Origin of the sequence: Variovorax sp. J22G73 (assembly GCF_030317035.1) — a bacterium.
Taxonomy (GTDB): domain Bacteria; phylum Pseudomonadota; class Gammaproteobacteria; order Burkholderiales; family Burkholderiaceae_C; genus Variovorax.
Window position 1 is genome coordinate 567,990 of the sequence record NZ_JASZYK010000004.1, and the last position, 23,260, is coordinate 591,249.

The 23,260-nt window shown below is 68.3% G+C and carries 23 protein-coding genes; 2 read left to right on the plus strand and 21 right to left on the minus strand.

Going from position 1 to position 23,260, the window contains the following annotated elements; translation table 11 throughout:
- Positions 1-205 precede the first annotated feature (205 nt).
- The gene (locus QTI51_RS19165) at positions 206-1,318 is read left to right on the plus strand and encodes an ABC transporter substrate-binding protein (protein ID WP_116909554.1); all 1,113 of its coding nucleotides are present in this window, start codon (positions 206-208) and stop codon (positions 1,316-1,318) included.
- Between the two features lie 339 nt (positions 1,319-1,657).
- Here the strand turns inward: QTI51_RS19165 and QTI51_RS19170 are convergent, their stop codons facing one another.
- The 13 genes from QTI51_RS19170 to QTI51_RS19230 all read right to left on the minus strand — a co-directional run bounded on the left by QTI51_RS19170 (position 1,658) and on the right by QTI51_RS19230 (position 12,899).
- Positions 1,658-1,807, minus strand: coding sequence for a hypothetical protein (locus QTI51_RS19170; protein WP_165840324.1), 150 nt, complete (start codon positions 1,805-1,807; stop codon positions 1,658-1,660).
- Between the two features lie 135 nt (positions 1,808-1,942).
- Positions 1,943-3,637, minus strand: a complete 1,695-nt coding sequence (locus tag QTI51_RS19175; protein WP_116909555.1) for an MFS transporter — start codon at positions 3,635-3,637, stop codon at positions 1,943-1,945.
- A gap of 240 nt (positions 3,638-3,877) precedes the next feature.
- Complete coding sequence (locus tag QTI51_RS19180; RefSeq protein ID WP_116909556.1) at positions 3,878-4,522, minus strand: 2-hydroxychromene-2-carboxylate isomerase; 645 nt, start codon at positions 4,520-4,522, stop codon at positions 3,878-3,880.
- Positions 4,519-4,800, minus strand: coding sequence for a DUF1289 domain-containing protein (locus QTI51_RS19185; protein WP_116909557.1), 282 nt, complete (start codon positions 4,798-4,800; stop codon positions 4,519-4,521). Before QTI51_RS19185 ends, QTI51_RS19180 begins: the two co-directional genes overlap by 4 nt.
- A complete protein-coding gene (locus tag QTI51_RS19190; RefSeq protein ID WP_116909558.1) occupies positions 4,797-5,285 on the minus strand; it encodes a YbaK/EbsC family protein in 489 nt (162 codons plus the stop codon). The genes QTI51_RS19185 and QTI51_RS19190 overlap by 4 nt, the downstream gene beginning before the upstream one ends.
- Before the next feature lie 56 nt (positions 5,286-5,341).
- Positions 5,342-5,980 carry a homoserine/homoserine lactone efflux protein gene (gene rhtB, locus QTI51_RS19195; RefSeq protein ID WP_116909559.1) on the minus strand — a complete coding sequence of 213 codons (639 nt, stop codon included), beginning with the start codon at positions 5,978-5,980 and terminating at the stop codon, positions 5,342-5,344.
- Positions 5,981-6,017: 37 nt separating this feature from the next.
- Positions 6,018-6,938: a hydroxymethylglutaryl-CoA lyase gene (locus tag QTI51_RS19200; protein WP_116909560.1), complete on the minus strand. Its 921-nt coding sequence runs from the start codon at positions 6,936-6,938 to the stop codon at positions 6,018-6,020.
- A gap of 159 nt (positions 6,939-7,097) precedes the next feature.
- Entirely contained in the window at positions 7,098-8,267 is a 1,170-nt protein-coding gene (locus QTI51_RS19205) for an acyl-CoA dehydrogenase family protein (protein ID WP_116909561.1), read from the minus strand.
- On the minus strand, positions 8,264-9,499 hold the full coding sequence (locus QTI51_RS19210; RefSeq protein ID WP_116909562.1) for a CaiB/BaiF CoA transferase family protein: 1,236 nt from the start codon (positions 9,497-9,499) through the stop codon (positions 8,264-8,266). The genes QTI51_RS19205 and QTI51_RS19210 overlap by 4 nt, the downstream gene beginning before the upstream one ends.
- Positions 9,500-9,635: 136 nt before the next feature.
- Complete coding sequence (locus QTI51_RS19215) at positions 9,636-10,652, minus strand: Bug family tripartite tricarboxylate transporter substrate binding protein (RefSeq protein WP_116909563.1); 1,017 nt, start codon at positions 10,650-10,652, stop codon at positions 9,636-9,638.
- Between the two features lie 61 nt (positions 10,653-10,713).
- Entirely contained in the window at positions 10,714-11,124 is a 411-nt protein-coding gene (locus tag QTI51_RS19220) for a cupin domain-containing protein (RefSeq protein ID WP_116909564.1), read from the minus strand.
- On the minus strand, positions 11,121-11,870 hold the full coding sequence (locus QTI51_RS19225) for an IclR family transcriptional regulator (RefSeq protein WP_116909565.1): 750 nt from the start codon (positions 11,868-11,870) through the stop codon (positions 11,121-11,123). The genes QTI51_RS19220 and QTI51_RS19225 overlap by 4 nt, the downstream gene beginning before the upstream one ends.
- Positions 11,871-11,978: 108 nt before the next feature.
- A complete protein-coding gene (locus QTI51_RS19230; protein WP_116909566.1) occupies positions 11,979-12,899 on the minus strand; it encodes a 2-hydroxyacid dehydrogenase in 921 nt (306 codons plus the stop codon).
- 66 nt (positions 12,900-12,965) lie between these two features.
- Between QTI51_RS19230 and QTI51_RS19235 the strand changes: the two genes are divergently transcribed.
- On the plus strand, positions 12,966-13,280 hold the full coding sequence (locus tag QTI51_RS19235; RefSeq protein WP_116909567.1) for an EthD family reductase: 315 nt from the start codon (positions 12,966-12,968) through the stop codon (positions 13,278-13,280).
- Between the two features lie 51 nt (positions 13,281-13,331).
- Here QTI51_RS19235 and QTI51_RS19240 read toward each other — a convergent pair whose 3' ends face one another.
- The 8 genes from QTI51_RS19240 to QTI51_RS19275 form a co-directional block, all read right to left on the minus strand.
- Complete coding sequence (locus QTI51_RS19240) at positions 13,332-14,369, minus strand: DUF4349 domain-containing protein (protein ID WP_116909568.1); 1,038 nt, start codon at positions 14,367-14,369, stop codon at positions 13,332-13,334.
- 70 nt (positions 14,370-14,439) lie between these two features.
- Positions 14,440-16,488, minus strand: a complete 2,049-nt coding sequence (locus QTI51_RS19245; protein ID WP_116909569.1) for an acetyl-CoA carboxylase biotin carboxylase subunit — start codon at positions 16,486-16,488, stop codon at positions 14,440-14,442.
- Entirely contained in the window at positions 16,481-17,155 is a 675-nt protein-coding gene (locus QTI51_RS19250) for a DUF4126 domain-containing protein (RefSeq protein WP_116909570.1), read from the minus strand. Before QTI51_RS19250 ends, QTI51_RS19245 begins: the two co-directional genes overlap by 8 nt.
- Positions 17,156-17,168: 13 nt before the next feature.
- Positions 17,169-17,684 (minus strand): SMI1/KNR4 family protein, encoded by a 516-nt coding sequence (locus QTI51_RS19255; RefSeq protein WP_116909571.1) that lies wholly within the window; start codon positions 17,682-17,684, stop codon positions 17,169-17,171.
- A gap of 5 nt (positions 17,685-17,689) precedes the next feature.
- Positions 17,690-18,490 carry an enoyl-CoA hydratase/isomerase family protein gene (locus QTI51_RS19260; RefSeq protein WP_116909572.1) on the minus strand — a complete coding sequence of 267 codons (801 nt, stop codon included), beginning with the start codon at positions 18,488-18,490 and terminating at the stop codon, positions 17,690-17,692.
- A 10-nt stretch (positions 18,491-18,500) separates the two neighbouring features.
- Positions 18,501-20,123, minus strand: coding sequence for a carboxyl transferase domain-containing protein (locus QTI51_RS19265; RefSeq protein ID WP_116909573.1), 1,623 nt, complete (start codon positions 20,121-20,123; stop codon positions 18,501-18,503).
- Entirely contained in the window at positions 20,120-21,787 is a 1,668-nt protein-coding gene (locus tag QTI51_RS19270) for an AMP-binding protein (RefSeq protein ID WP_116909574.1), read from the minus strand. Before QTI51_RS19270 ends, QTI51_RS19265 begins: the two co-directional genes overlap by 4 nt.
- Positions 21,788-21,953: 166 nt before the next feature.
- Positions 21,954-23,126 (minus strand): isovaleryl-CoA dehydrogenase, encoded by a 1,173-nt coding sequence (locus tag QTI51_RS19275; protein WP_116909575.1) that lies wholly within the window; start codon positions 23,124-23,126, stop codon positions 21,954-21,956.
- Between the last annotated feature and the right edge of the window lie 134 nt (positions 23,127-23,260).

The following is a 23,260-nucleotide window of genomic DNA, read 5'->3' on the forward strand; positions in this document are numbered from 1 at the left end:
GAATGCCTTGAGGGGTGGGGCAAACATTCTAGGGAGCGGACCGTGAAGGGTTTGTGCATTGCGTCACAAGGCAGGCCACTTCGCAGGGGTTTCTCCGAATGGCGTCAAAGACACTTTCAGAAACAAATGCGACGTTTGTTTGCGTCGAATTCGCAACTGTTTCCTGAACGTTTTTCAAGCCCTTCCACTCCTTCGAAAGATTTCCATGATGAAGACGCGCACGCTTTGCGCCGCTGCCCTGCTGGCACTGGCGGCCTGGGGCGCCTCGGCCCAGATCCTGATCGGCCAGACCGCCGGCATGACGGGTTCGGTGGCCGCGAGCGTGAACGAGACCATCGGCGGCGCGCAGCTGGTGATCGATGCGGTCAACGCGCAAGGCGGCATCCACGGCGAGAAGATCGAGGTGGTGCGCATGGACGACGCCTTCGACGTGAAGCGCGCCGGCGACAACGCCCGCGCGCTCATCGAGGACAAGAAGGTGCTCGCGCTGTTCATGAGCCGCGGCACGCCGCATTCGCAGGCCATCATTCCGTGGCTCGAGAAGTACGACGTGGCGCTCATCGGCCCCTCGACCGGCGCCATGGTGCTGCACAAGCCGCTGCAGAAGCAGGTCTTCAACGTGCGCGCCACCTACCAGCGCGAGGCCGAGAAGGCGGTGCAGCACCTGCTCACCATCGGCCTCACGCGCATCGCGGTGGTGTACGTCACCGATTCGTTCGGTGCCGACGCGCTCGAAGGCGCCATGGCCGGCTTCACCAAGGGCAAGGCCAAGCCGACGGTGGCCATTCCGGCCGACCGCGAGAAGCCCGACTACAAGGTCATCGTGCCGGCCATCAAGGACGCCAACGCGCAGGCCGTGGTGTGGATCGGTTCTGGCGTCGCGGTGGTCGACGGCATCAAGGCCTTGCGCGCGGCGGGTTCCGCGGCGCAGGTGGTCACGCTGTCGAACAACGCCTCGTCGGGCTTCATCAAGCAGCTGGGCGACGCGAGCAAGGGCGTGATCGTGACGCAGGTGTTTCCCAGCGAGCGCGCCATCGGCCAGCCGATGGTGAAGGAAGCCCTGGCGCTCGCGCAGGCCAAGGGGCAGGCGGAGCTGTCGCCGGCCGCGCTGGAAGGCTTCGCCTCGGCCAAGGTGCTGATCGAGGCGCTGCGCCGCGCCGGCCCCAAGCCCACGCGCTCGAAGATGGTCGCGGCGCTGGAAAGCATCAAGGGCTACGACCTGGGCGGCGGGCTCGACGTGAGCTACTCGCCGCAGGACCACAGCGGCATCGACTTCGCTGACTTGTCGATTATCAGCGACGGGCGGTTCAAGCGCTGAGCACTGCGCTAGGCACTGCGCCGAATACCACGCTGAGATGGAACCGGCGGCGTGGCGCGGCGCGGTGGAGAAGATGGCGATCCGGGCACGCGGATCGCGGGGTGTTGCATGGGGCATGAGGTGCGGCTTCGAGGTCGAACGGCCCGCGCAACGCGTGTCGACCAGCAAGCGCTGAATCGCGCTTGCCGTCGAGCAGCCAGGTGGCGCGGCAGGGAGCCCGCATCATTGGCGCCGATCTTTTGAAATCCGCCGCTCGCCCTGGAGGCGAGCCGCTGCCTTCGTGACATTTTTCGTGGCATCGACCGATAGAAGGTTGCCACTATGTGAACGGCTCGGGTCCTACTTCGGCGCCGCCGCAGGCGCCGGCTCGTGCGTCGCCGAATCTCCCCCGTGCTTCTCGCCCGACATGTCGACCTTGTCACCGGCCTTGGAGATCACATACAGCGCGATGGCGGCGAAGATGACGAAGCCGACGACGATTTTCCACATGGGTACTGTCTCCTGAAGCAGATGAATGAAGGGGGCGGACGAACGATTTGAAAGGCTCAAGAAAAAGGCCTCATGCGATTGGCATGAAGCCTCTTTGTGGAGCGGAGGGCGCGGGCCCTCCTCTTCAACGCGCGCTCAGTCGTTGGCGTAGATGTCCACGTCCTTGGTCTCGCGGATGAACAGCGTGCCGATCACCAGCGTGATGCCCGCGATGATGATCGGGTACCACAGGCCGTTGTACATGTTGCCGGTCGACGCCACGATGGCGAAGGCCGTGGTCGGCAGCAGGCCGCCGAACCAGCCATTGCCGATGTGGTACGGCAGGCTCATGGAGGTGTATCGGATGCGCGTGGGGAACATTTCCACCAGCATCGCCGCGATGGGGCCGTAGACCATGGTCACCAGCAGCACCAGCCAGAACAGCAGCACCACCGTCATCACCTTGTTCATCTTGGCGGGGTCGGCCTTGCTCGGGTAGCCGGCGATCTTCAGGTCTTCGGCCACGCCCTTCTTGAAGGCGGCGATTTCCTTGGCGGAGCCTTCGTCGAACTTGAGGTTCACGACATTGCCGATGGGTGCTTCCACCGTCTTGTCGCCGATCTTCACCACGGCCTTGGAGCCCGGCGCGCCGGCCACGTTCTCGTAGCTCACCGAGTTCTGCACGAGGTAGCGCTTGGCGATGTCGCACGAGCTCTTGAAGTCGATCTCGCGGGCCACCGGGTTGCCCTGGAACGAGCAGGTGGCGGGGTCGGCGGTGACGGTCACGCCGGCCGTGGCCTGTGCGCGGGCCAGGTCGGGGTTGGCGGCTTCGGTCAGCATCTTGAAGACCGGAAAGTACGTGACCACGGCCAGCAGGCAGCCGGCCATGATGATGGGCTTGCGGCCGATCTTGTCCGACAGCGTGCCGAAGATCACGAAGAAGGGCGTGCCCAGCAGCAGCGCCGCGGCAATCATCAGGTTGGCCGTGGTCGCATCGACCTTCAGCTGCGCCGTCAGGAAGAACAGCGCGTAGAACTGGCCCGAGTACCACACCACCGCCTGGCCCGCCGTGAGGCCGACCAGCGCAAGAATGACGATCTTCAGGTTCTTCCACTCGCCGAAGGACTCGGCCAGCGGGGCCTTCGAGGTCTTGCCCTCGGCCTTCATCTTCTGGAAGGCGGGCGACTCCGACAGCGTCAGGCGGATCCACACCGAGATGCCCAGCAGCAGGATCGACACCAGGAACGGCACGCGCCAGCCCCAGTCGTTGAACACCGCCTCGCCCAGGCCTTCGCGCACGCCCAGGATCACCAGCAGGCTCAGGAACAGGCCGAGCGTGGCGGTGGTCTGGATCCACGAGGTGTAGGCGCCGCGCTTGCCGTGCGGCGAGTGCTCGGCCACGTAGGTGGCGGCACCGCCGTACTCGCCGCCGAGGGCCAGGCCCTGCAGCATGCGCAGCGCGATCAGGATGACCGGCGCCGCGACGCCGATGGTCGCGTAGCTGGGCAGCAGGCCGACGATGAAGGTCGACAGGCCCATGATCAGGATCGTCACCAGGAAGGTGTACTTGCGCCCGATCATGTCGCCCAGGCGGCCGAACACGATGGCGCCGAACGGACGCACCAGGAAGCCCGCGGCGAACGCCAGCAGCGCGAAGATGAAGGCCGCGCCCGCATCCAGGCCGCTGAAGAACTGCTTCGCGATGATCGCGGCGAGCGAGCCGTAGAGGTAGAAGTCGTACCACTCGAACACGGTGCCGAGCGAGGAGGCGAAGATGACCTTCTTCTCCTCCGCGGACATGGGACGGGGGGCCGGATGCGGCACTCCCCGCGAATCTAGTGTGGCTGCCATGGGTCGTCTCCTGTGTGTTTGCGTTCATGCGGCGCCCGTTGCTTCGGGGGCCGTGAGGCATTCTTGGAGGCGCGACTGACCCGAGGCTTTCGCGAAACTGAACCGACGCTTACGAATTAAGGTGAAACCCGCGGGGCGCGTTTCAGCCTGTAAGAAATTCGGACCCTGCTCGGGTTTGTCCTCAGGCCTTGCTGCGCAGCGGCAAAGGGCTTCAATTCCTGCTGCTGCGCAGCAAAGGCCTCAGTTCTTTGTGCTGCGCAGCAAAGACGGGCGCTGGTCGGCCGTGGCCCATTGCGGGCCGTCGAACCAGGCGTCGCCCGACAGGTACGCGCGCAGCATCGCGAGGCCGTCGAAGCCCCAGAACAGGCGCCCGTCCACCACGTACGCCGGCGTGCCGAACACGCCGAGCTGCAGTGCCTCGTCGGTGTTGCGCTTGAGCAGGGCCTTGCTCTCCTCGCTGCCCGCCTCGCGCCTGGGCTTCAGCTGGTCGGTCAAGGTGGCGAGCCGCGCGGCATCGCCCGCTTCTTCGCCGCCGCGCCACACATGGCGAAACACCGTCTCGGCCACCAGGCGGCTCACCGTGCCGTCGTCGCTGGTCGACAGCGCGAGCCGCAGGTGCGCGAGCGGGTTGTAGGGGTGCGAGGCCGGCATCTCGACCTGGATGCCGTGCGTGTGGCCCAGCCACAGCACGTGGCGGTAGGTCCAGCTGCGCTTCGACGGAATCTCCGCCGGGCCGAGCTGGCCGTGCTGCTTGAGCAGCGCGCCCAGCAGCACCGGCTTGTAGGCCACGCTGTAGCTCAGCCCCTCGAGCGCCTCGGGCAGGTGCTCGAACGCGAGGTGCGCGTAGGGCGAGATGAAGTCGAGATAGAAATCGATGTGCTTCATGCGGTGCTGTCTCCTGTGCCTGCGTGGCTGTCGGCTTCGGGCACGCGCCAGATGCCCGCCCTTGCGCGCAGCTCGATCGCGCGCCACACGTGGCGGCGCATGTCGTCTTCCATCTTGCTCCAGCCCGCGATCTCGGGAATGGTGCGCAGGCAGCCTTCGCAGAAGCCGCTCAGCCGGTCCATGCGGCACACCGAGGTGCAGGGCGACGGCGCGTTGTCCGTTGCGGCCTGCACGGTCACCGCGCGCTCGGCCAGCGTTTCGGCGTCGCTGAAGTTCACACCACGTCCGCCACCGGCGCGCCGGTGAGCGTCTCGAGGTCTTGCGGGCGCAACTGGAACACCGCGTGCGGATGGCCCGCGGCGGCCCAGATCTCCTCGAAGCGGAACAGCTCGCGGTCGATCAGCACCACCGGCTTGGTCACATGCCCCACGGGCGACACGCCGCCGATGGTGAAGCCGGTGCGCGCCTTCACGAACTCGGCGTCGGCGCGGCCGGTCTTGCCGACCAGCGCATCGACTTTTTTCTCGTCCACGCGCTTGTCGCCCGAGGTGATGACCAGCACCGCCGCCTCGTCGCTCTTGCGCCGGAAGATGATGCTCTTGGCGATCTGCCCCACGGCGACGCCGAGCGCGTCGGCCGCCTGCTGCGCGGTGCGGCAGGCGTCGTCGAGCATGCGGGGGGAATGGGGATGGCCGGCATCCTGCAGCACGCGGGCAACGCGCTGGACGCCTTCAGGGAGGGAATGGAGTTCGGAGCCGCACATGCGTTCGAATCTACCAGTGCCGGCGGTGCCGCATGTGCTGCCGGTGCCACGCGCCGTCAGGCACTGCGCTTGAACATGAACAGGAACGCGCCCATCGCCATCAGCACCCCGCCGAAGACGCGGTTCTGCGCGCGCCGGGCGCGCACGCTGCGCAGCACGCCCTGCAGCCGCGCGGCCAGCCAGGCGTAGCCGTGCATCACCGTCACGTCGACCGTCACCGTGGTGGCCAGCAGCACCAGCAGCTGCAGCCACAGCGGCCGCGTCGGCTGGATGAACTGCGGCAGCACGGCCGCCATGAAGACGATGCCCTTGGGATTGGTCACGTTGGTCAGAAAGCCGCGCAGCACGCGCTGGCCCGCGGTGAGGTCGGGCTCGCTGGCCGCGGCCTGCGCGTCGCCGTCGATCTTCGCGACCGGCGCGCGCCACTGGCGCCAGCCCAGCCACAGCAGGTAGCAGGCGCCCACCACCTTGATCACCGTGAACGCGGTGGCCGAGGCCGTGAGCACCGCGCCCACGCCGAGCCCCGCCACCAGCAGGATCACCGCGAGCCCCAGCTGCAGCCCGACGATGGTCGCCGTGGTGCGCCGCACGCCGTAGCTGAGCCCATGGCTCATGCTGAGCACCGCGCCCGAACCGGGCGAAACCGCGATGACGCAACTCGCCACCACGAATGCGAGCCAGACTTGAAGGTCCACGAAAACTCCTGTGTGCTGTGCTGTGTGGGTGGCGCGTTCAGCCGGCCCGCTTGGTGCGGATGGCCTTCGACGCCAGCGAGTTCGGCTCGCGGCCCAGCGCCTGGCTGATGTACACGCCCGCGTCGATCAGCCTGTCGAGGTCGATGCCGGTCTCGATGCCCATGCCGTGCAGCATGTAGACCACGTCTTCGGTGGCCACGTTGCCCGTCGCGCCCTTGGCGTAGGGGCAGCCGCCCAGGCCGGCCGAGGACGACTGGAAGTTCCACACGCCCAGCTCGAGCGCCGCCAGCGTGTTGACCAGCGCCTGCCCGTAGGTGTCGTGAAAGTGGCCGGAAACCGCGGCGACATCGAAGTGCGCCAGCGTGGCCTCGATTGCCGCCTGCACCTTGCGCGGCGTGCCCACCCCGATGGTGTCGGCCACGTCCACGCGCTGCACCCCGATGCCCTTCATCAGATGCGCGAGGTAGCCGACCTTGGCCGGCGCGATCTCGCCTTCATAAGGGCAGCCGACCGTGCACGACATGGCGCCGCGCACGGCAATGCCCTTCTCGAGCGCCGCCGCCACCACGGGCGCGAAGCGCTCGATGCTCTCGGCGATGGAGCAGTTGATGTTCTTCTGGCTGAAGGCCTCGCTCGCGGCGCCGAACACCACGATCTCGTCGGGCCACTCTTCGCGCGGCGCGGCGATGGCGGCCTCGAAGCCCTTCATGTTGGGCGTGAGCACCGAGTAGCGCACGCCGGCTTTGCGCCGGATGCCGTGCATCACCTCGGCGTTGTCGGCCATCTGCGGCACCCACTTGGGCGAGACGAAGCTGGTGACCTCGATCTCGTTCAGCCCGGCGTCCTGCAGGCGGTGCACGAGGCCGATCTTGACTTCGGCGGCGACGGGCTGCTTTTCGTTCTGCAGGCCGTCGCGCGGGCCGACGTCGATGAGTTTGACGCGGGTGGGGAGTTTCATGGAATGTCTCTTGTGTCGCGGGAGGATGGAAAGCCGCCTTCGATTGTCGAGCACCTGGGAACACCCTGCCTGGTACACAAGTTCCGGAAGGTAGCAAGGCGCGCCAGCGGGGTTGCAAATGGCGCCAGCCGCGCCTGGCACGTGAAAGCCGGCGACGGGTCAGTACGACTTCGGCAGCCCCAGCGCCTTCTCGGCGATGAAGTTCAGGATCATCTGCGGGCTCACCGGCGCGATGCGCGGGATGTAGCTCTCGCGCAGCAGCCGCTCCACGTGGTATTCCTTGGCGTAGCCCATGCCGCCCAGCGTGAGCACGGCGTTCTGGCAGGCGTCGTGCGCCGCCTCGGCGGCCAGGTACTTGGCGGCGTTGGCCTCGGTGCCGCAGGGCTCGCCCGCGTCGTACAGCGTGGCGGCCTTCAGCATCATCAGGTCGGCCGCTTCCAGGTTGGCCCAGGCCCGCGCCAGCGGATGCGCCACGCCTTGGTTCTGGCCGATGGGGCGGCCGAACACCACGCGCTCCCGTGCGTACTGCGAGGCGATGCGCAGCGCCGCGCGGCCGATGCCGATGGCCTCCGCCGCGATCAAGATGCGTTCGGGGTTCAGCCCGTGCAGGATGTACTCGAAGCCGCGCCCCTCCTCGCCGATGCGGTCTTCTTCCGGCACCTCGAGCCCGTCGATGAACAGCATGTTGGAGTCGACCGCCGCGCGGCCCAGCTTGTGGATCTCGCGCACCTCGACCTTGGCGCGGTCCAGCGGCGTGTAGAACAGCGTGAGGCCCTGCGTGGGCTTGTTCACCTGCCCCAGCGGCGTGGTGCGCGTGAGGATGAGCATGCGGTCGGCCACCTGCGCGGTCGATATCCAGATCTTGCGGCCGTGCAGCAGGTAGCTGCCGTTCGGCTGGCGCACCGCCTGCGTCTTCAGCCGCGTGGTGTCCAGCCCCGCGTCGGGCTCGGTGACGGCGAAGCAGGCCTTCTCGGTGCCGGCGATCAGCGGGGGCAGGAAGCGCTGGCGCTGCGCCTCGCTGCCGAACACCACCACCGGGTTGAGTCCGAAGATGTTCATGTGCACTGCCGACGCGCCCGACATGCCCGCGCCCGAGGCGCTGATGGCGCGCATCATCAGCGCCGCCTCGGTAATGCCCAGCCCCGCGCCGCCCTGCGCCTCGGGCATGGCGATGCCGAGCCAGCCGCTTTGCGCCACCGCGCGGTGGAACTCGTGCGGGAACACGGCGCGGTCGTCATGGTCGCGCCAGTAGTCCGCCGGAAAGTCTTCGCACAGCCGTTCGATGGCCGCGACCAGCGAGCGCTGGTCTTCGTTCAGGGAGAAATTCATTCGCTGTCCTTGGGGATGTCGCTCGGGGGTTCGGGTTGCAGCGTCACGCCGCGCGCGAGCAGGCGTTCGATGGCCGCGTCGTCGTAGCCGGCTTCGCGCAGCAGTTCCACGCTCTGCTCGCCGATGCGCGGCGTGGGCCGGCGAATGGCGGTGGGCGTGGCGCTGTAGCGGCCGACCGGCGCCAGGGTGCGGATGCGGCCTTCGCTCGGGTGGTCGAACTCGGGATAGAAACCGACGGCGCGCAGGTGCGGGTCGTCGAGCAGGCTGTCGGTGCTGTGCAGGCGCGCGACCGGAATGTCGGCGGCGGCCAGTGCCGCGAACCATGCGTCGCTGCTGCGCGTGGCCATCACCTCGGCGACGAAGGCGTACACCGCCCCGATGTTCGCGGCGCGCGCGGTGTGCGTGCCGAACATCGGCGAGCTGCGCAGCTCGGGACGGCCGATGACGTCGAAGAAGGCCTGCCAGTGCTTGTCGTTGTAGATGAGCACGCTCAGGTGGCCGTCCGACGTGGCGTAGGGCTTGCGGTGCGGCGCGAGCAGGCGCGCATAGCCCGTGGGGCCGAGCGGCGGCTCGAAGCTGTGGCCGCCGAGGTGGTCGCCCATGACGAACTGCGACAGCGCCTCGAACATCGGCACCTCCACCGCCTGGCCCTGGCCGGTGCGCTGCGCGTGCAGCACCGCGGCCAGCAGCGCGATGGCCGCCTGCAGGCCCACGGCGCGGTCGGCCAGCGTGACGGGTGCATAGCGCGGGTCGCCGCCGCTTTGCTGCGCGAAGAGCGAGGCAATGCCGGCCGCGCCCTGGATGAGGTCGTCGTACGCGGGCTTGCCGGCGTAGGGGCCTTCCTCGCCGTAGCCGAAGGCGCCGAGGTAGACGATCTTCGGGTTGGCCGCGGCGACGGCCTCGTAGCCCAGGCCCAGCCGCGCCATCGCCTGCGGCCGCGTGTTGTAGATGAGCGCGTCGCAGCCTGCCGCCAGCCGCAGGCAGGCCTCGAGGCCCTCGGGCTGCTTCAGGTCGAGCACGATGGAGCGCTTGTTGCGGTTGAGGTGCATCGCCATCGCGCCCATGCCGGCATGGCGCATCGGCCCGACCGCGCGCAAGTTGTCGCCAGCGGGCGGCTCGACCTTGACGATGTCGGCGCCCAGGTCGCCGAGGGTCTGCGTGGCGTAGGGGCCCATCACCACGGCCGTGAGGTCGAGGATGCGGATGCCTTGAAGGGGGCCGGATGTGTTCATGTCTTAGCCTTCGCTCCTTCCTCCGCTGGGGGAAGGCCGGGATGGGGGCAGGCAGGGCGCCCGGTGGATGCGCCGCTGGCCCCCACCCCTGCCCTGCCCCAAAGAGGAAGGGAGAAACTCAAATTCGGCAACGCACTCATTCGGGTTGGATGCCCGCGGCCTGGATCAGCTTCTTCCACTTCGCCAACTCCGACACCGTGAACGCGCCCAGCTCCTGCGGCGTGCTGCCGAACGCATCGAAGCCCAGCTTGGCCACGCGCTCGCGAAACACGGTGCCGTTCGCCATTTCCGACAGCACCTTGTTGAGCTTCTGCACGATGTCCTTCGGCGTGCCCGCGGGCGCGAACACGCCGTTCCACGAGGTGATGTCGAAGCCCTTCAGCTCCGGCGTGTCCGCCAGTGGCGGCAGCTCGGGAAAGAGCTTGGTGCGCTCCTGCGTGGTGACGGCAATGGCGCGCATCTTGCCCGCCTTCACCGTGGCCAGGCCCGCCGCGAGGTCGACCACCATCATCGACACCTGGCCACCGATCAGGTCGGCGATGGCCGGCGGCGTGCTCTTGTACGGCACGTGCAGCATCGGCACGCCGCTCATGCGCGACAGCGTGGCGCCGCACACGATGCCCGTGCTGTTGCCGCTCGCGTAGGTCAGCTTGCCCGGGTTCGCGCGGCCCCAGGCCAGCAGCTCGGCCACGTTCTTCACGGGCAGCTCGTTGTTCACCACCAGCATGAACGGCAGGTTGCCCATGCGGCTCACGGGCGCGAAGTCCTTCACCGGGTCGTAGGGCAGCGACTTCATCAGGCTCGGGTTGGCCGAGTGCGTGGTGTTGGTCGTCATGAACAGCGTGTAGCCGTCGGGCGGGGCCTTGGCCACCAGCTCGGCGGCGATCACGCCGTTGGCGCCGGCGCGGTTGTCCACGATGACCGAGCCCTTCAGCGCCTCGCCGAGCATCTGCCCGGTGATGCGCGCCACCGCGTCGGTGCCGCTGCCGGCCGCGAAAGGCACGACCAGCTTGATCGGCAGCTTCGGGTAGCCCTCCTGCGCGAAGGCCCAGGGCGCGGCGCCGGCCAGGCCCGCGGCCGCGCCGATGGAAATGAAACGGCGGCGGTTCGCCACCACGACCGATTTCTCGGTCGCGTTCTGGTTCGTCTTCATGCTTGCTTGTCTCCGGGGTTGTTGTCGGGTGCAAAGCCGCGCCAGGGGTTGGCGCTTCGGGTCAGGGCCGGATCACACGCTCCGGCAGTTCCTCGTACGGCGGGCTGTAGATCACCAGCACCCGCACCGGGTCGTCGCTCACCACCGTGAAGGTGTGCATGGCGTCGGCCGGAAAAAAGCAGCTGTCGCCCGGGTGCAGCTCCTGGCGCTGGCCACCCACTTCGGCCACCGCCCGGCCTTCGAGCATGTAGCAGACCTGCTCGATGCCCGGGTGCGCATGCGGCAGCGCGCCCTTGCCCTTCTGGATGTGGCCGACCAGCACCTCGAGCTGCTTCGCGCCCACCGTCTCGGGGCCGATCAGCCGCTTGTTGAGCGTGCCGGTGTGGTTGGCGGGGTGGTAGCCGGCGATCTCGTCTTCGCGGACGAAGTAGCGCGGCGCGGCCGCAGCGGCGGCATCAGCGGACGTGGTCATCGGGGGCTTTCTGTCTTGGGTTCGATGGCGAGGCAGGCCGAGCGCAGCATGGCGGCGATCTCCTCGATGCGCGGCTCCACGCGGTAGCGCGGGCCGGCGATGGAAATGGCATAGGCCTCGCCGCCGATGCGCACCGGCCAGGCCAGGCCGACCAGGTCGGGAATGCTCTCGCCGAGGTTGCCGTACCAGCCGCGCGCGGCGGCGCTCTGCAGCTCGGCCTCGATGGCCTCCGCGGTGGTGAGCGTGGCCTCGGTCAGCGGCAGCAGCGGCGTGCCTGCGAGCAGCGCGCGCCGCGCCTCGGGCGCGAGCGTGGAGAGCAGCGCGCGGCCCAGCGAGTTGGCGTACGCCGGGCGCGTTTCGCCCGACTCGGCGGAATAGCGGATGGCCTGCGGCGCGCTCAGCACCTCCAGGTACACGACCTGGCCCGCGTCGCGGAACTTGCCGAACACCACGGTCTCGCGCGCGGCGTCGCGCAGTTCTTCCAGCGTGGCCTTCACCCGGTCGAGCACCGGGTCGTGCGCGGCGATGACCTGCGCCATCGCCAGCAGCCGGCCGGTCGGGTAATAGCCCTGGCGCCGGCCGGTCTCGTACATGTAGCCCTGCTCTTCCAGGGTGCGTATCAGGCCCAGGCAGCTCGACACGGGCATGTCGAGCAGGCGCGCCATCTCGGACAGCGCCAGCGGCTGTTTCTCGCGAGCGAATAGCTCGACGATCTCGATCACGCGAAACGCAGTTTTCACAGTCATAAAAAGATTTTCATGGATGTGAAAAACAAGCGCCTCGGGGTTTCCCCTGCCTCGCGGGCCGAAGCTTGGTGCCGCGCGCGCCTCGCGGCCAGCGACGCGCGGCGGGGCCTAGTACCCGCGCCCCGGGTCCACGATGCCGTTCACCGGCAGCCCCTGCTCCATCGCGCGGATCTTCCCGGCGATCTGCGCGATCGACTCCTCGCGCAGCGTGCGCGCCGAGCCGTGCGGCGTCACGGTGATCTTCGGGTGGCGCCAGAAGGCGTGGTCGGCCGGCAACGGCTCGACCTGGAACACGTCCAGCGTCGCGCCCGCGAGCCGGCCGGCGTCGAGCAGGGGGATCAGGTCGTCTTCCACCAGGTGACCGCCGCGCGCGATGCTGATCAGGTAGCCCTCGGGCCGCAGCTTGCCCAGCGTGTCGCGGTTCAGGATGCCGCGCGTGGCCTCGGTCAGCGGCAGCAGGTTGATCAGCACGCGCGTGGACGACAGGAACTCGTCGAACTGCGCCTCGCCGCTGAACACCCGCACGCCGTCGATGGCCTTGGGCGTGCGGCTCCAGCCCAGCACCGGGAACTCGAACTGCGCCACGGCCTTGGCCACGCGCTCGCCGAGCACGCCCAGGCCCATGATGCCGACCGGAAAGTCGCTGCGCAGCCGGGGCTTGCGGTAGCTCCACTTGCCTTCGCGGGCGTCGGCCTCGTAGGCATCGAACTCGCGGAAGTGGCGAATGAGCGTGTGGCACACGTACTCGGCCATCTGCACCGACATGCCCGCGTCGTCGAGCCGCACGATGCGCGTGTGCGCCGGCACTTTGAGCTTGAGCAGCGCGTCCACGCCCGCGCCGATGTTGAAGATGCCGCGCAGCGCGGGTTGCTCGTCGAGAAACTCCTGCGGCGGCGCCCACACCACGGCATGGTCGGCCTGCGGGGCGCCGGGCTTCCAGGCCTCGATGACGGCGTCGGGGAGTTCGGCCTGCAGGCCTTGGATCCAGGAGTCTGGGCGGTTGTCGGTGAGGTAGACGGTGATTCGCATGGGCAAGGATCTTATGGCTATGCTCGAACGCCCCCCGACAACCCAACCCTCTCCAGGAGACAAGCCATGATCAAGGTCAGCGTGATGTACCCCCACACCCCCGGCGCCCGGTTCGACCACGACTACTACCGCGACAAGCACATGCCGATGCTCAAGGCCCGCATGGGCGACGCCTGCCTCTCGTACACCGTCGACAAGGGCCTGGCCGGCGGCGCCCCCGGCTCGCCGCCGACCTACGTGGGCATGTGTCACGTGTTCAGCGAATCGGTCGAGGCCTTCCAGAAGGCGTTCGGCCCGCACATGAAGGAGATCATGGGCGACGTGAAGAACTACACCGACATCGCGCCCGTGATGCAGATCAGCGAAGTGGTGGTCGGCTGACCGAGCCGCACGGCGCAGCTTGCCGCGCCGTGCCTCACCCCTGCAGCGAACTCAGGCGGACTTGGCGCTGACCTTGCCCTTGGCCTTGCGGCGCCACAGCACGCGCACCAGCCACCCCAGCGGCAGCACCACCAGCACCAGCCACGGCAGCACCGCCGCCACGAAGGTGATGAGCGAGCCCACGCTCTCCGCCAGCACCGAGCCCGCGTTGCGCAGCGCCTGCCCCATCGGGCTGTAGCCGTCGCCGCTGCCCACCAGCGCGCGCCTGGGCGTGAACTGGATCTGGATGTGCTGCTTGCTGGTCTGCTGCGCCAGCACCTTGCGCTGCGTGGCGGTGGCGTCCAGCTCGGCCTGCGTGTCCGACAGCGTGCGCTGGATGGCCAGCAGGTCGGCCATGGTGCGCTTGGTGACGGTGTCGCGCAGCATGACGCGCAGGCTGTCGCGGAACTCGGTGCGGTTGCGGATGCGGGCCTCGACGTCGATCACCTCGGCGGTCTTGTCCTCGCTGGTGGTGGTGTGCGAGACCACGTTGGCCACGCCGGCCAGGCCGCCGAGCAGCTTGTCGACGTCCGCCGGTTCCACGCGCACTTCGAGCATGGCGTTGCCGGGCTGCTGCGGCGTCTCGCGCAGCAGTGAGGACGACAGCAGCTCGCACTTCAGCGTGCCGCACAGGTCGCGCACCTTGCCCCAGGCATCGGCGAGCTGCTCCGACGGCACCTCGACGTTCAGCTCCTGGCGCACCGCGAGAAAGCGCTGCAGCGGCGTGTCTTGCGACGAGGCCGATTCGTCGAGCGCCGCCTCCACCGACTTCGCGCGGCGCTGCTCCTTCATGGCCATGCCGCCGGCAAGGCGCGGCGCGGCCTGCATCGGCGCGGGCGGGGGAGCCGGCTCGGAAAGCACCGCGGCCTCGTCGCTCTTGCGGTCGCAGCCGCCCAGCGACAGCGCGGCCGCCAGGGCGAGCAGGACGATGCCCGAGCGGTGGCGGGCAGAACGAGAAAGAGAAGAAGAAGAAGAAGAAAAAGAAGAAGAAAGGCGCGGCGAAGCGGAAGGCGTGCGGGAAGGCGTGCGGGAAGGCGTGCGGCTGGTCATGGAGAGATCCCTTGAGTGATGACTACCGCAGCTGATACGGGCGGCCGCCCGCGACGGGGTTAACTTTTTTTCAGGCCGCAGTCGCCGCCGTTGCCGCGGTTCCGGTCGCCGCAGTCGCCGCAGTGGCCGCGCTCATGCGCAGCAGCTCGTCGCCCTCTGCCACCTGCTCGCCCGGGGCGAACATCAGCTCGTCCACCGTGCCGTCGGCCGGCGCGGCGATGGTGTGCTCCATCTTCATCGCCTCCATCACCGCCAGCGGCTGGCCGCGCACCACCTTGTCGCCCGCCTTCACGGCGAAGGACACAACCTTGCCCGGCATGGGCGCGGTGAGCCGGCCGCCCTCGGCCTGCGTTTCGCCGGCGTGGGCGAGGCGGTCGATGGTGGTGATCTTCGTCGCGCCCTTCGACGCGAAGATGTGCGCCGTGGCGCCGTCGAGGCGCACGTCGAGCGTCTGGCGGGCGCCCGCGAACTCGACCTCGAACTCACCGCTCGGGAACTGGCCGATCACCAGCGCGCCTTCGGCGCCGCCGGCCTCCAGCCACAGGCTGCCGTCGCGCTTGTAGGTCAGCAGGGCGATCTGCTCGGCGCCGCGGAATTCGAAGTCGAAGCGGCGCAGGTACTCGCCGTGCGAGCGCCAGCCGTCGCGCCGCGCGAAGGGGTCGGGCATCTTGCCGGGCCACTCGCCGATCAGCGTGCGCGTGATGGCGGCGGCCGCCGCGAGCGGCAGGCCCAGCGTCTCGCGGTCGAACAGCACGGCGCGTTCACGCTCGATCAACGCGGTGTCCAGGTTGGCCTTGGCGAACGACTCGGTCGCCAGGATGCCGCGCAGGAACTGCACGTTGGTCTGCACGCCCACGATCTGCACCTGCGCCAGCGCGGCATCGAGCCGGGCCAGCGCCTCTTCGCGCGTGCTGCCGTGCACGATGAGCTTGGCGATCATCGAGTCGTAGAACGGCGAAATCTCGCCGCCCTCGCGCACGCCGTCGTCGATGCGCACCCGGCTGCGCTGGAAGGCCGTGGCCTGCGGCTTGCGGTACACGCGCAAGGTGCCGGTGGCGGGCAGGAAGTTGTTGTCGGGGTTCTCGGCGCAGATGCGCGCCTCGATGGCATGGCCGTGGATCTTCAGGTCCGCCTGCTTGGCGGGCAGCGGCTCGCCGGAGGCCACGCGCAATTGCCACTCGACCAGGTCAAGCCCGGTGATGGCTTCGGTCACAGGGTGCTCCACCTGCAGCCGCGTGTTCATCTCCATGAAGAAGAAGTTCATCTCGCCGCCTTCGCGCTGCTCGACGATGAACTCGACCGTGCCCGCGCCCACGTAGTTCACGGCGCGCGCCGCGGCCACGGCGGCGTCGCCCATCTGCTTGCGCATGCTTTCGGTCATGCCCGGCGCGGGCGCTTCTTCCAGCACCTTCTGGTGGCGGCGCTGCACCGAGCAGTCGCGCTCGAACAGGTACACGCAGTTGCCCTGCGTGTCGCCGAACACCTGGATCTCGATGTGGCGCGGGCGCTGCACGTACTTCTCGATCAGCACCGCGTCGTCGCCGAAGCTGTTGATGGCCTCGCGCTGGCACGAGGCGAGCGCGGCGGCGAAGTCTTCCGCCTTGTTGACCGCGCGCATGCCCTTGCCGCCGCCGCCGGCGCTGGCCTTGATGAGCACCGGGTAGCCGATGCGGTCGGCCTCGCGCTGCAGCAGCTGCGGGTCCTGGTCGTGGCCGTGGTAGCCGGGCACCAGCGGCACGCCGGCCTTTTCCATCAGCTGCTTCGACTCGGCCTTCAGGCCCATCGCCTTGATGGCCGAGGGCGGCGGGCCGATGAAGACCAGCCCCGCGTTGGCGCAGGCCTGCGCGAACTCCTCGTTCTCGCTCAGGAAGCCGTAGCCCGGGTGCACGGCTTCGGCGCCCGTGGCCTTGGCGGCCTCGAGGATGCGTTCCCAGCGCAGGTAGCTGTCCTTCGGGGCGCTGCCGCCGATGTGGACCGACTCGTCGCAGGCGCGCACATGGTTGGCGTGCGCGTCGGCATCGGAGTAAACGGCCACGGTGCGGATGGCCATGCGGCGGGCAGTTGCCGCAACTCGGCAGGCGATCTCGCCACGGTTGGCGATCAGGATCTTCTTAAACATGAGGAATGTCTCCCGGAGGATTCTTTTTCAGTTGAAACGCGGGCACCACGCCCGGATCGGGTCGGCCGCTGAAAATGCGGGCCACGCGACCGAACAGCGCCTTGAGGAAACGCCAGCTCTTGCGAATGAGCCACACGCTCAGCACAAGCACCAGCACGAACAGCACGAGAAAGACGAAGGGGTGCGCCACCGCGAGCCACAGCCCGGCGGGCACCATCGTGTCTTCGACCAGCGACGCGCCCACGTTGGAAAACGGCTCGGGCGAGGTGTTGATGGCCGCGCGCGTGGTGGCCTTGGCCGCGTGCGCCGTGGCCGCGAAGCCGCCGCCCACCAGCGCCGCGACGATGGCCATCACGCCGTGGTCGGCGCCGAACACGCTGGCCGCGAGCGCCGCGCCGGCCGGGATGCGGATGGCGGTGTGCACCACGTCCCACAGCGAATCGAGGCCGGGAATCTTGTCGGCGAAGAACTCGATGAACACCATGAAGCCGCTGGCCGCGATGACCACCGGGTGCGCCAGCAGCTGCAGCCCGCTGGGCAAGGGCACCCAGCCGAAGTAGCCCACCACGCCCGTCAGCAGCACCACCAGGTACAGCCGCACGCCGCTGGCCCAGCCGATGGCGGCGGCCAGTGCGAGCAGCTGGGGCATGTCGAGCGGGGTGTCCATGGCGGCCTCTCCTTCAGTCGAATTCGATGGTGCCGGCTTCCATGGAAGCCACGAGGTCGGCGAGCCATGCGTCGACGGACGCATGCTCCACGGGGCGGTCTTCGTCGGCCTTCCAGAACGCGACGAGCTGCCCGGGCCGGCCGCCGCCCTCGGCGTCGATGTCCACGCACAGGTAGCTGCCGCCGCCGTTCGACAGGAAGGGCACCCAGCCGCGCCGCCAGGTGGCGGGGTCTTCGAAGTCGGTGCCGATCATGTCGTCGAGCATCTCCTTGGTGTCGGCGACATCGCCCAGCGCGCTGAACATGCGGTTGTGCTGCAGGCTGTCGAAGTTGCTGTTCGGCTGGCCATTGCGCCAGCGGTAGAGCGCGCGAAAGGCCTCGGGCAGCTTCAGCGAGAACCTGGCCTCGAAGGCGTCGAGCTCGGCGTCGGTCACGCCGGGCTGCAGCGACGCGTGGTAGCCGGCGCGGTGCGCGGCGAGCCACGCGTCCATGCGTTCGATGAGTGCGCCGTGCGACACGTGCGTGGCCATGTGCGTCAGCCCTTGCCTGCGTCGAGCCACGACGGCTTGCGCTTCTGCAGGAAGGCCTGCACGCCCTCGCGGCCCTCGTCGCTCGCGCGGATGTCGGCAATGCCCTCGACGGTCTTCGCGACCAGCGCGTCGTCGATCTCGCGGCCGGCCACGTCGTCGATCAGCTGCTTGCAGGCGCGCACGGCGGCCGGGCTGGCGCCGGTGAGCGCCTTCAGCAGCTCGTCGACCTTGGCGTCGAGCGCGTCGGCCGCCACCACCTCGTGCACGAAGCCGATGCGGTGCGCCTCGGCGGCGGTGAAGCGCTCGGCCGTGAGAAAGTAGCGCTGCGAGGCGCGCGTACCCATGGCGCGCAGCACGTAGGGGCTGATGGTGGCGGGCACCAGGCCGATCTTCACTTCGCTCAGGCAGTACCAGGCGGTGTCCACGCTCACGGCCATGTCGCAGGCCGCCACCAGCCCCATGCCGCCCGCGTACACGTCGCCCTGCACGCGAGCGATGGTCGGCTTGGGGCACTCGGCGATGGTGCGCAGCATGTGGGCCAGCTTGCCCGCGTCGGCGATGTTCTCGTCGCGCGTGTAGTCGGCCATGCGGCGCATCCAGTTGAGGTTGGCGCCGGCGCAGAAGGCCGGCCCGTTGGCGCCGAGCACGATGGCCTTCACCTGCGCGGCGGCGCCGGCTTCGGTGAAGGCCTGCGTGAGCTCGGCGATGACGACGTCGTCGAAGGCGTTGCGCGCGTCGGGCTGGTCGAGCCACACGCGGGCGATGGCGCCTTCCACGGAAAGTTTCAGCTTGGTGAATTCGCTCATGCCGCTCGCCTCACATGCGGAAGATGCCGAACTTCGGCTCGGGAATCGGCGCGTTGCGCGCCGCGGCAAGACCGAGCGCCAGCACGCGGCGCGTGTCCGCCGGATCGATGATGCCGTCGTCCCAGATGCGCGCGGTGGCGTAGTAGGGGTGGCCCTGGTCTTCGTACTGCTGGCGAATGGGGGCCTTGAAGGCCTCTTCTTCTTCCTTGCTCCAGCTGCCGCCCTTCAGCTCGATGCCGTCGCGCTTCACCGTGGCCAGCACGCTCGCGGCCTGCTCGCCGCCCATGACGCTGATGCGCGCGTTCGGCCACATCCACAGGAAGCGCGGGCTGTACGCGCGGCCGCACATGCCGTAGTTGCCGGCGCCGAAGCTGCCGCCGATGATGATCGTGAACTTGGGCACGTTGGCCGTGGCCACCGCCGTCACCATCTTGGCGCCGTGGCGCGCGATGCCTTCGTTCTCGTACTTGCGGCCCACCATGAACCCGGTGATGTTCTGCAGGAACACCAGCGGGATCTTGCGCTGGCAGCACAGCTCGATGAAGTGCGCGCCCTTCTGCGCCGACTCGCTGAACAGGATGCCGTTGTTGGCCACGATGCCCACGGGCATGCCCTCGATCTCCGAGAAGCCGCACACCAGCGTGGCGCCGAAGCGCGCCTTGAACTCGTGGAACTCGCTGCCGTCGACGATGCGCGCAATGATCTCGCGCACGTCGAAGGGCTTGCGCGTGTCGGTGGGAATCACGCCGTAGAGCTCTTCGCGCGGGAACGCGGGCGCGCGCACCCCGGTCTTGACCGGGGCATCGGCCGCCTTCGCGTTGAGGTTGGCCACCGCCGAGCGCGCGAGCGCCAGCGCATGCAGGTCGTTCTGCGCCAGGTGGTCGACCACGCCCGACAGGCGCGTGTGCACGTCGCCGCCACCCAGGTCCTCGGCCGTCACCACCTCGCCGGTGGCCGCCTTCACCAGCGGCGGGCCGCCCAGGAAGATGGTGCCCTGGTTCTTCACGATGATCGATTCGTCGCTCATCGCCGGCACGTAGGCGCCGCCGGCCGTGCACGAGCCCATGACCACCGCGATCTGCGGGATGCCCTGGGCGCTCATGTTGGCCTGGTTGTAGAAGATGCGGCCGAAGTGGTCGCGGTCGGGAAACACCTCGTCCTGGTTCGGCAGGTTGGCGCCGCCCGAGTCGACCAGGTAGATGCAGGGCAGGCGGTTCTGCTCGGCGATTTCCTGCGCGCGCAGGTGCTTCTTCACCGTCATGGGGTAGTAGGTGCCGCCCTTCACGGTGGCGTCGTTGCACACGACCATGCAGTCCACGCCGTTCACGCGGCCGATGCCCGCGATGATGCCGGCGCCGGGTGCCGACTCGGCCCCCTTCGCGTCGAGGTACATCGCATGCGCGGCCAGCGGCGCGATCTCCAGGAAGGGCGTGCCCGGGTCAAGCAGCTCGGCCACGCGGTCGCGCGGCAGCAGCTTGCCGCGTGCCGTGTGCTTGGCGCGCGCGGCCTCGCCGCCGCCCTGCTCCACCTTGGCGAACTGCGCGTGCAGGTCGTCGACCAGCGCGCGCATGGCGGCGGCATTGGCCTGGAAGTCTGCGGAGCGGGCGTTGAGTTTGGTTTCTAGTTGGCTCATGCTGTCTTTTCTTTCGTCAGGCCGAGCTGCTCGGTCATGGCGTCGCGGATCTTGAATTTCTGGATCTTGCCGGTCACCGTCATCGGGAACTCGGTGACGAACTGGATGTACTTCGGCACCTTGTAGTGCGCGATCTGGCCCTTGCAGAAGCTGCGGATGTCCTCGTCGGTGGCGCTCTGGCCGGGCTTGACGATGATCCACGCGCACAGCTCTTCGCCGTACTTCCGGTCGGGCAGCCCCACCACCTGCACGTCCTGCACCTTCGGGTGGCGGTACAGGAACTCCTCGATCTCGCGCGGGTAGATGTTCTCGCCGCCGCGGATCACCAGGTCCTTGATGCGCCCGACGATGTTGACGTAGCCCTCGGCGTCCATGGTGGCCAGGTCGCCGGTGTGCATCCAGTGCTCGGGGTCGATGGCCTCGCGCGTGCGCGGCTCGTCGTCCCAGTAGCCGTGCATCACCGAGTAGCCGCGCGTGCACAGCTCGCCCGACTGGCCCGTGGGCATGATGGCGCCGGTCTCGGGGTCGATGATCTTCACCTCGAGGTGCGGCTGTACCGTGCCCACGGTGGACACGCGCTTGTCCAGCGGCGTGTCGGTGCTGCTCTGGCAGCTCACGGGGCTGGTCTCGGTCATGCCGTAGGCGATGGTGATCTCGCCCAGGTGCATCTGGTCGACCACGCGCTTCATCACCTCGGTCGGGCACGGCGAGCCGGCCATGATGCCGGTGCGCAGCGTGGACAGGTCGAACTCCTTGAAGCGCGGATGGTCGAGCTCGGCGATGAACATGGTGGGCACGCCGTGCAGGCCGGTGCACTTCTCGGCCTGCACCGTCTCCAGCACGGTGAGCGGGTCGAAGCCGTCGTTCGGGTACACGATGGCCGAGCCGTGCGTGAGACACGCCAGGTTGCCCAGCACCATGCCGAAGCAGTGGTACAGCGGCACGGGAATGCACAGCTTGTCGACCGGCGAGAGCTTCATGCATTCGCCGATGAAGAAGCCGTTGTTCAGGATGTTGCGGTGCGTGAGCGTCGCGCCCTTCGGAAAACCCGTGGTGCCGCTGGTGAACTGGATGTTGATGGGGTCGGTGGCCTTCAGCGTCTTCTGCGTGGCGGCCACGCGCGGGTCGGCGGCGTCGCCGCTGGCCAGCAGCTGGCTGAAGCGCTGCATGCCCGGCTGTTCGTCGCCCTGGCCGGGCTTGTCGATCCAGAAGGTGTGCTGCAGCTGCGGCAGGCGCGCGGGGCCGAGCTCGCGCAGCATGCCGAGGTAGTCGCTGGTCTTGAACTGCGCCATCGTCACCAGCGCCTTGCAGCCGACCTTGTTGAGCGCGTACTCGAGCTCCGAGGTGCGGTAGGCCGGGTTGATGTTGACGAGGATCAGCCCGACCTTGGCGGTGGCGATCTGCATCAGCACCCACGGCACGTTGTTGTGCGACCAGATGCCCACGCGGTCGCCGGGCCGCAGTCCGAGCTTCAGCAAGGCGCTGGCGAGCTGGTTGGACCGGGCCTGCAGCGCGCGGTAGGTGAAGCGCTGGCCTTCGTGGCGGCTGATGAGCGCTTCGCGCTCGGGCTGCTTCTCGACCATGTCGTCGAAGAAGTCGCCGATGGGTTGTTCGATGAGGGGGACGTCTGTGGCGCCCTGGGCCATGCTTTGTGTCAGTGGCATCGTCTTGTCTCCTTGTCTTGCCCCCTCTCCCCTTGGGGAGAGGGTTGGGGTGAGGGTGCCGGCCCTTGATGAAGCGCGGCGCTCGACTCGATCGCTGCTGCCCTCACCCCAGCCCTCTCCCCGAGGGGAGAGGGAGCAAGAGGGGGCAGCGCTTCATCCTGGAACCCTACGCCGTTTCCGCGAAAAGCTCGCGACCGATCAGCATCCGACGGATCTCGCTCGTGCCCGCGCCGATCTCGTACAGCTTGGCGTCGCGCCACAGCCGCTCCACCGGAAACTCCTTCGTGTACCCCACGCCGCCCAGCGCCTGGATCGCCTCGCCGGCCATCCACGTCGCCTTCTCGGCCGAATACAGAATCGCGCCGGCCGCGTCCTTGCGGAAGGTGCGCGCATGGTCGTTGCGGTCGCAGGCCTTGCCCACGGCGTACACGTAGGCGCGCGTGGCCTGCCAGGTCGAGTACATGTCGGCCAGCTTGCCCTGCATGAGCTGGAACTCGCCGATGCTCTGGCCGAACTGCTTGCGGTCGTGGATGAAGGGCAGCACCACGTCCATGCACGCGGCCATGATGCCCAGCGGGCCGCCGGAGAGCACGGCGCGCTCGTAGTCGAGCCCGCTCATGAGCACCTTGGCGCCCAGGCCTTCGCCGCCCAGCACGTTTTCCTCGGGCACTTCGCAGTTGTCGAAGAACAGGGGGAAGGTGTTGGAGCCGCGCATGCCGAGCTTGTCGAGCTTGTTGCCGGCGGAGAAGCCCTTGTAGTTCTTCTCGACGATGAAGGCCGTCATGCCGCGCGCGCCCATCTCGGGCTCGGTCTTGGCGTAGATGACCAGCGTGTCGGCGTCGCCGCCGTTGGTGATCCACATCTTGCCGCCGTTGAGCACGTAGTAGCCGTTCTTCTTCTCGGCCTTGAGCTTCATGCTCACCACGTCGGAGCCGGCGTTCGGCTCACTCATGGCCAGCGCGCCCACATGCTCGCCGCTCACCAGCTTGGGCAGGTATTTTTTCTTCTGCGCGTCGCTGCCGTTGCGGTGGATCTGGTTCACGCACAGGTTGGAGTGCGCCCCGTACGACAGCCCCACCGAGGCCGACGCGCGGGAGACTTCTTCCATGGCCACGATGTGCGCCAGGTAGCCCAGCTCGGTGCCGCCGAACTCTTCCTTCACCGTCATGCCGTGCAGGCCGAGCTCGCCGAGCTTTTGCCAGAGGTCGTGCGGGAACAGGTTGTCGCGGTCGATGTCGGCGGCGCGCGGCGCGATTTCGTTCGCGGCAAAGTCCTGGATGGCGCTGCGCAGCGAATCGATGGTGTCGCCCAAGTCGAAGTTCAGGCCGGGATCGTGCATGTGTGTTGTCTCCTCTGAGGGGTCGGCGCGCAGGGCTGCCCACGCGAAATGGCGCTTGGAAGAACCGCAGCTTACGCCCGGCAGCGCCGCAATTGGCGCCACAATGGTTGCAAATTGCGCCACGCCCATCCGCT

Excerpts from the sequence above, each read along its gene's own strand:
- QTI51_RS19165 (WP_116909554.1), top strand. The coding sequence starts at position 206 with ATGATGAAGACGCGCACGCTTTGCGCCGCTGCCCTGCTGGCACTGGCG.
- QTI51_RS19170 (WP_165840324.1), bottom strand. The coding sequence starts at position 1,807 with ATGTGGAAAATCGTCGTCGGCTTCGTCATCTTCGCCGCCATCGCGCTG.
- QTI51_RS19175 (WP_116909555.1), bottom strand. The coding sequence starts at position 3,637 with ATGGCAGCCACACTAGATTCGCGGGGAGTGCCGCATCCGGCCCCCCGT.
- QTI51_RS19180 (WP_116909556.1), bottom strand. The coding sequence starts at position 4,522 with ATGAAGCACATCGATTTCTATCTCGACTTCATCTCGCCCTACGCGCAC.
- QTI51_RS19190 (WP_116909558.1), bottom strand. The coding sequence starts at position 5,285 with ATGTGCGGCTCCGAACTCCATTCCCTCCCTGAAGGCGTCCAGCGCGTT.
- QTI51_RS19200 (WP_116909560.1), bottom strand. The coding sequence starts at position 6,938 with ATGAAACTCCCCACCCGCGTCAAACTCATCGACGTCGGCCCGCGCGAC.
- QTI51_RS19205 (WP_116909561.1), bottom strand. The coding sequence starts at position 8,267 with ATGAATTTCTCCCTGAACGAAGACCAGCGCTCGCTGGTCGCGGCCATC.
- QTI51_RS19210 (WP_116909562.1), bottom strand. The coding sequence starts at position 9,499 with ATGAACACATCCGGCCCCCTTCAAGGCATCCGCATCCTCGACCTCACG.
- QTI51_RS19215 (WP_116909563.1), bottom strand. The coding sequence starts at position 10,652 with ATGAAGACGAACCAGAACGCGACCGAGAAATCGGTCGTGGTGGCGAAC.
- QTI51_RS19220 (WP_116909564.1), bottom strand. The coding sequence starts at position 11,124 with ATGACCACGTCCGCTGATGCCGCCGCTGCGGCCGCGCCGCGCTACTTC.
- QTI51_RS19225 (WP_116909565.1), bottom strand. The coding sequence starts at position 11,870 with ATGACTGTGAAAACTGCGTTTCGCGTGATCGAGATCGTCGAGCTATTC.
- QTI51_RS19230 (WP_116909566.1), bottom strand. The coding sequence starts at position 12,899 with ATGCGAATCACCGTCTACCTCACCGACAACCGCCCAGACTCCTGGATC.
- QTI51_RS19235 (WP_116909567.1), top strand. The coding sequence starts at position 12,966 with ATGATCAAGGTCAGCGTGATGTACCCCCACACCCCCGGCGCCCGGTTC.
- QTI51_RS19240 (WP_116909568.1), bottom strand. The coding sequence starts at position 14,369 with ATGACCAGCCGCACGCCTTCCCGCACGCCTTCCCGCACGCCTTCCGCT.
- QTI51_RS19245 (WP_116909569.1), bottom strand. The coding sequence starts at position 16,488 with ATGTTTAAGAAGATCCTGATCGCCAACCGTGGCGAGATCGCCTGCCGA.
- QTI51_RS19250 (WP_116909570.1), bottom strand. The coding sequence starts at position 17,155 with ATGGACACCCCGCTCGACATGCCCCAGCTGCTCGCACTGGCCGCCGCC.
- QTI51_RS19255 (WP_116909571.1), bottom strand. The coding sequence starts at position 17,684 with ATGGCCACGCACGTGTCGCACGGCGCACTCATCGAACGCATGGACGCG.
- QTI51_RS19260 (WP_116909572.1), bottom strand. The coding sequence starts at position 18,490 with ATGAGCGAATTCACCAAGCTGAAACTTTCCGTGGAAGGCGCCATCGCC.
- QTI51_RS19265 (WP_116909573.1), bottom strand. The coding sequence starts at position 20,123 with ATGAGCCAACTAGAAACCAAACTCAACGCCCGCTCCGCAGACTTCCAG.
- QTI51_RS19270 (WP_116909574.1), bottom strand. The coding sequence starts at position 21,787 with ATGCCACTGACACAAAGCATGGCCCAGGGCGCCACAGACGTCCCCCTC.
- QTI51_RS19275 (WP_116909575.1), bottom strand. The coding sequence starts at position 23,126 with ATGCACGATCCCGGCCTGAACTTCGACTTGGGCGACACCATCGATTCG.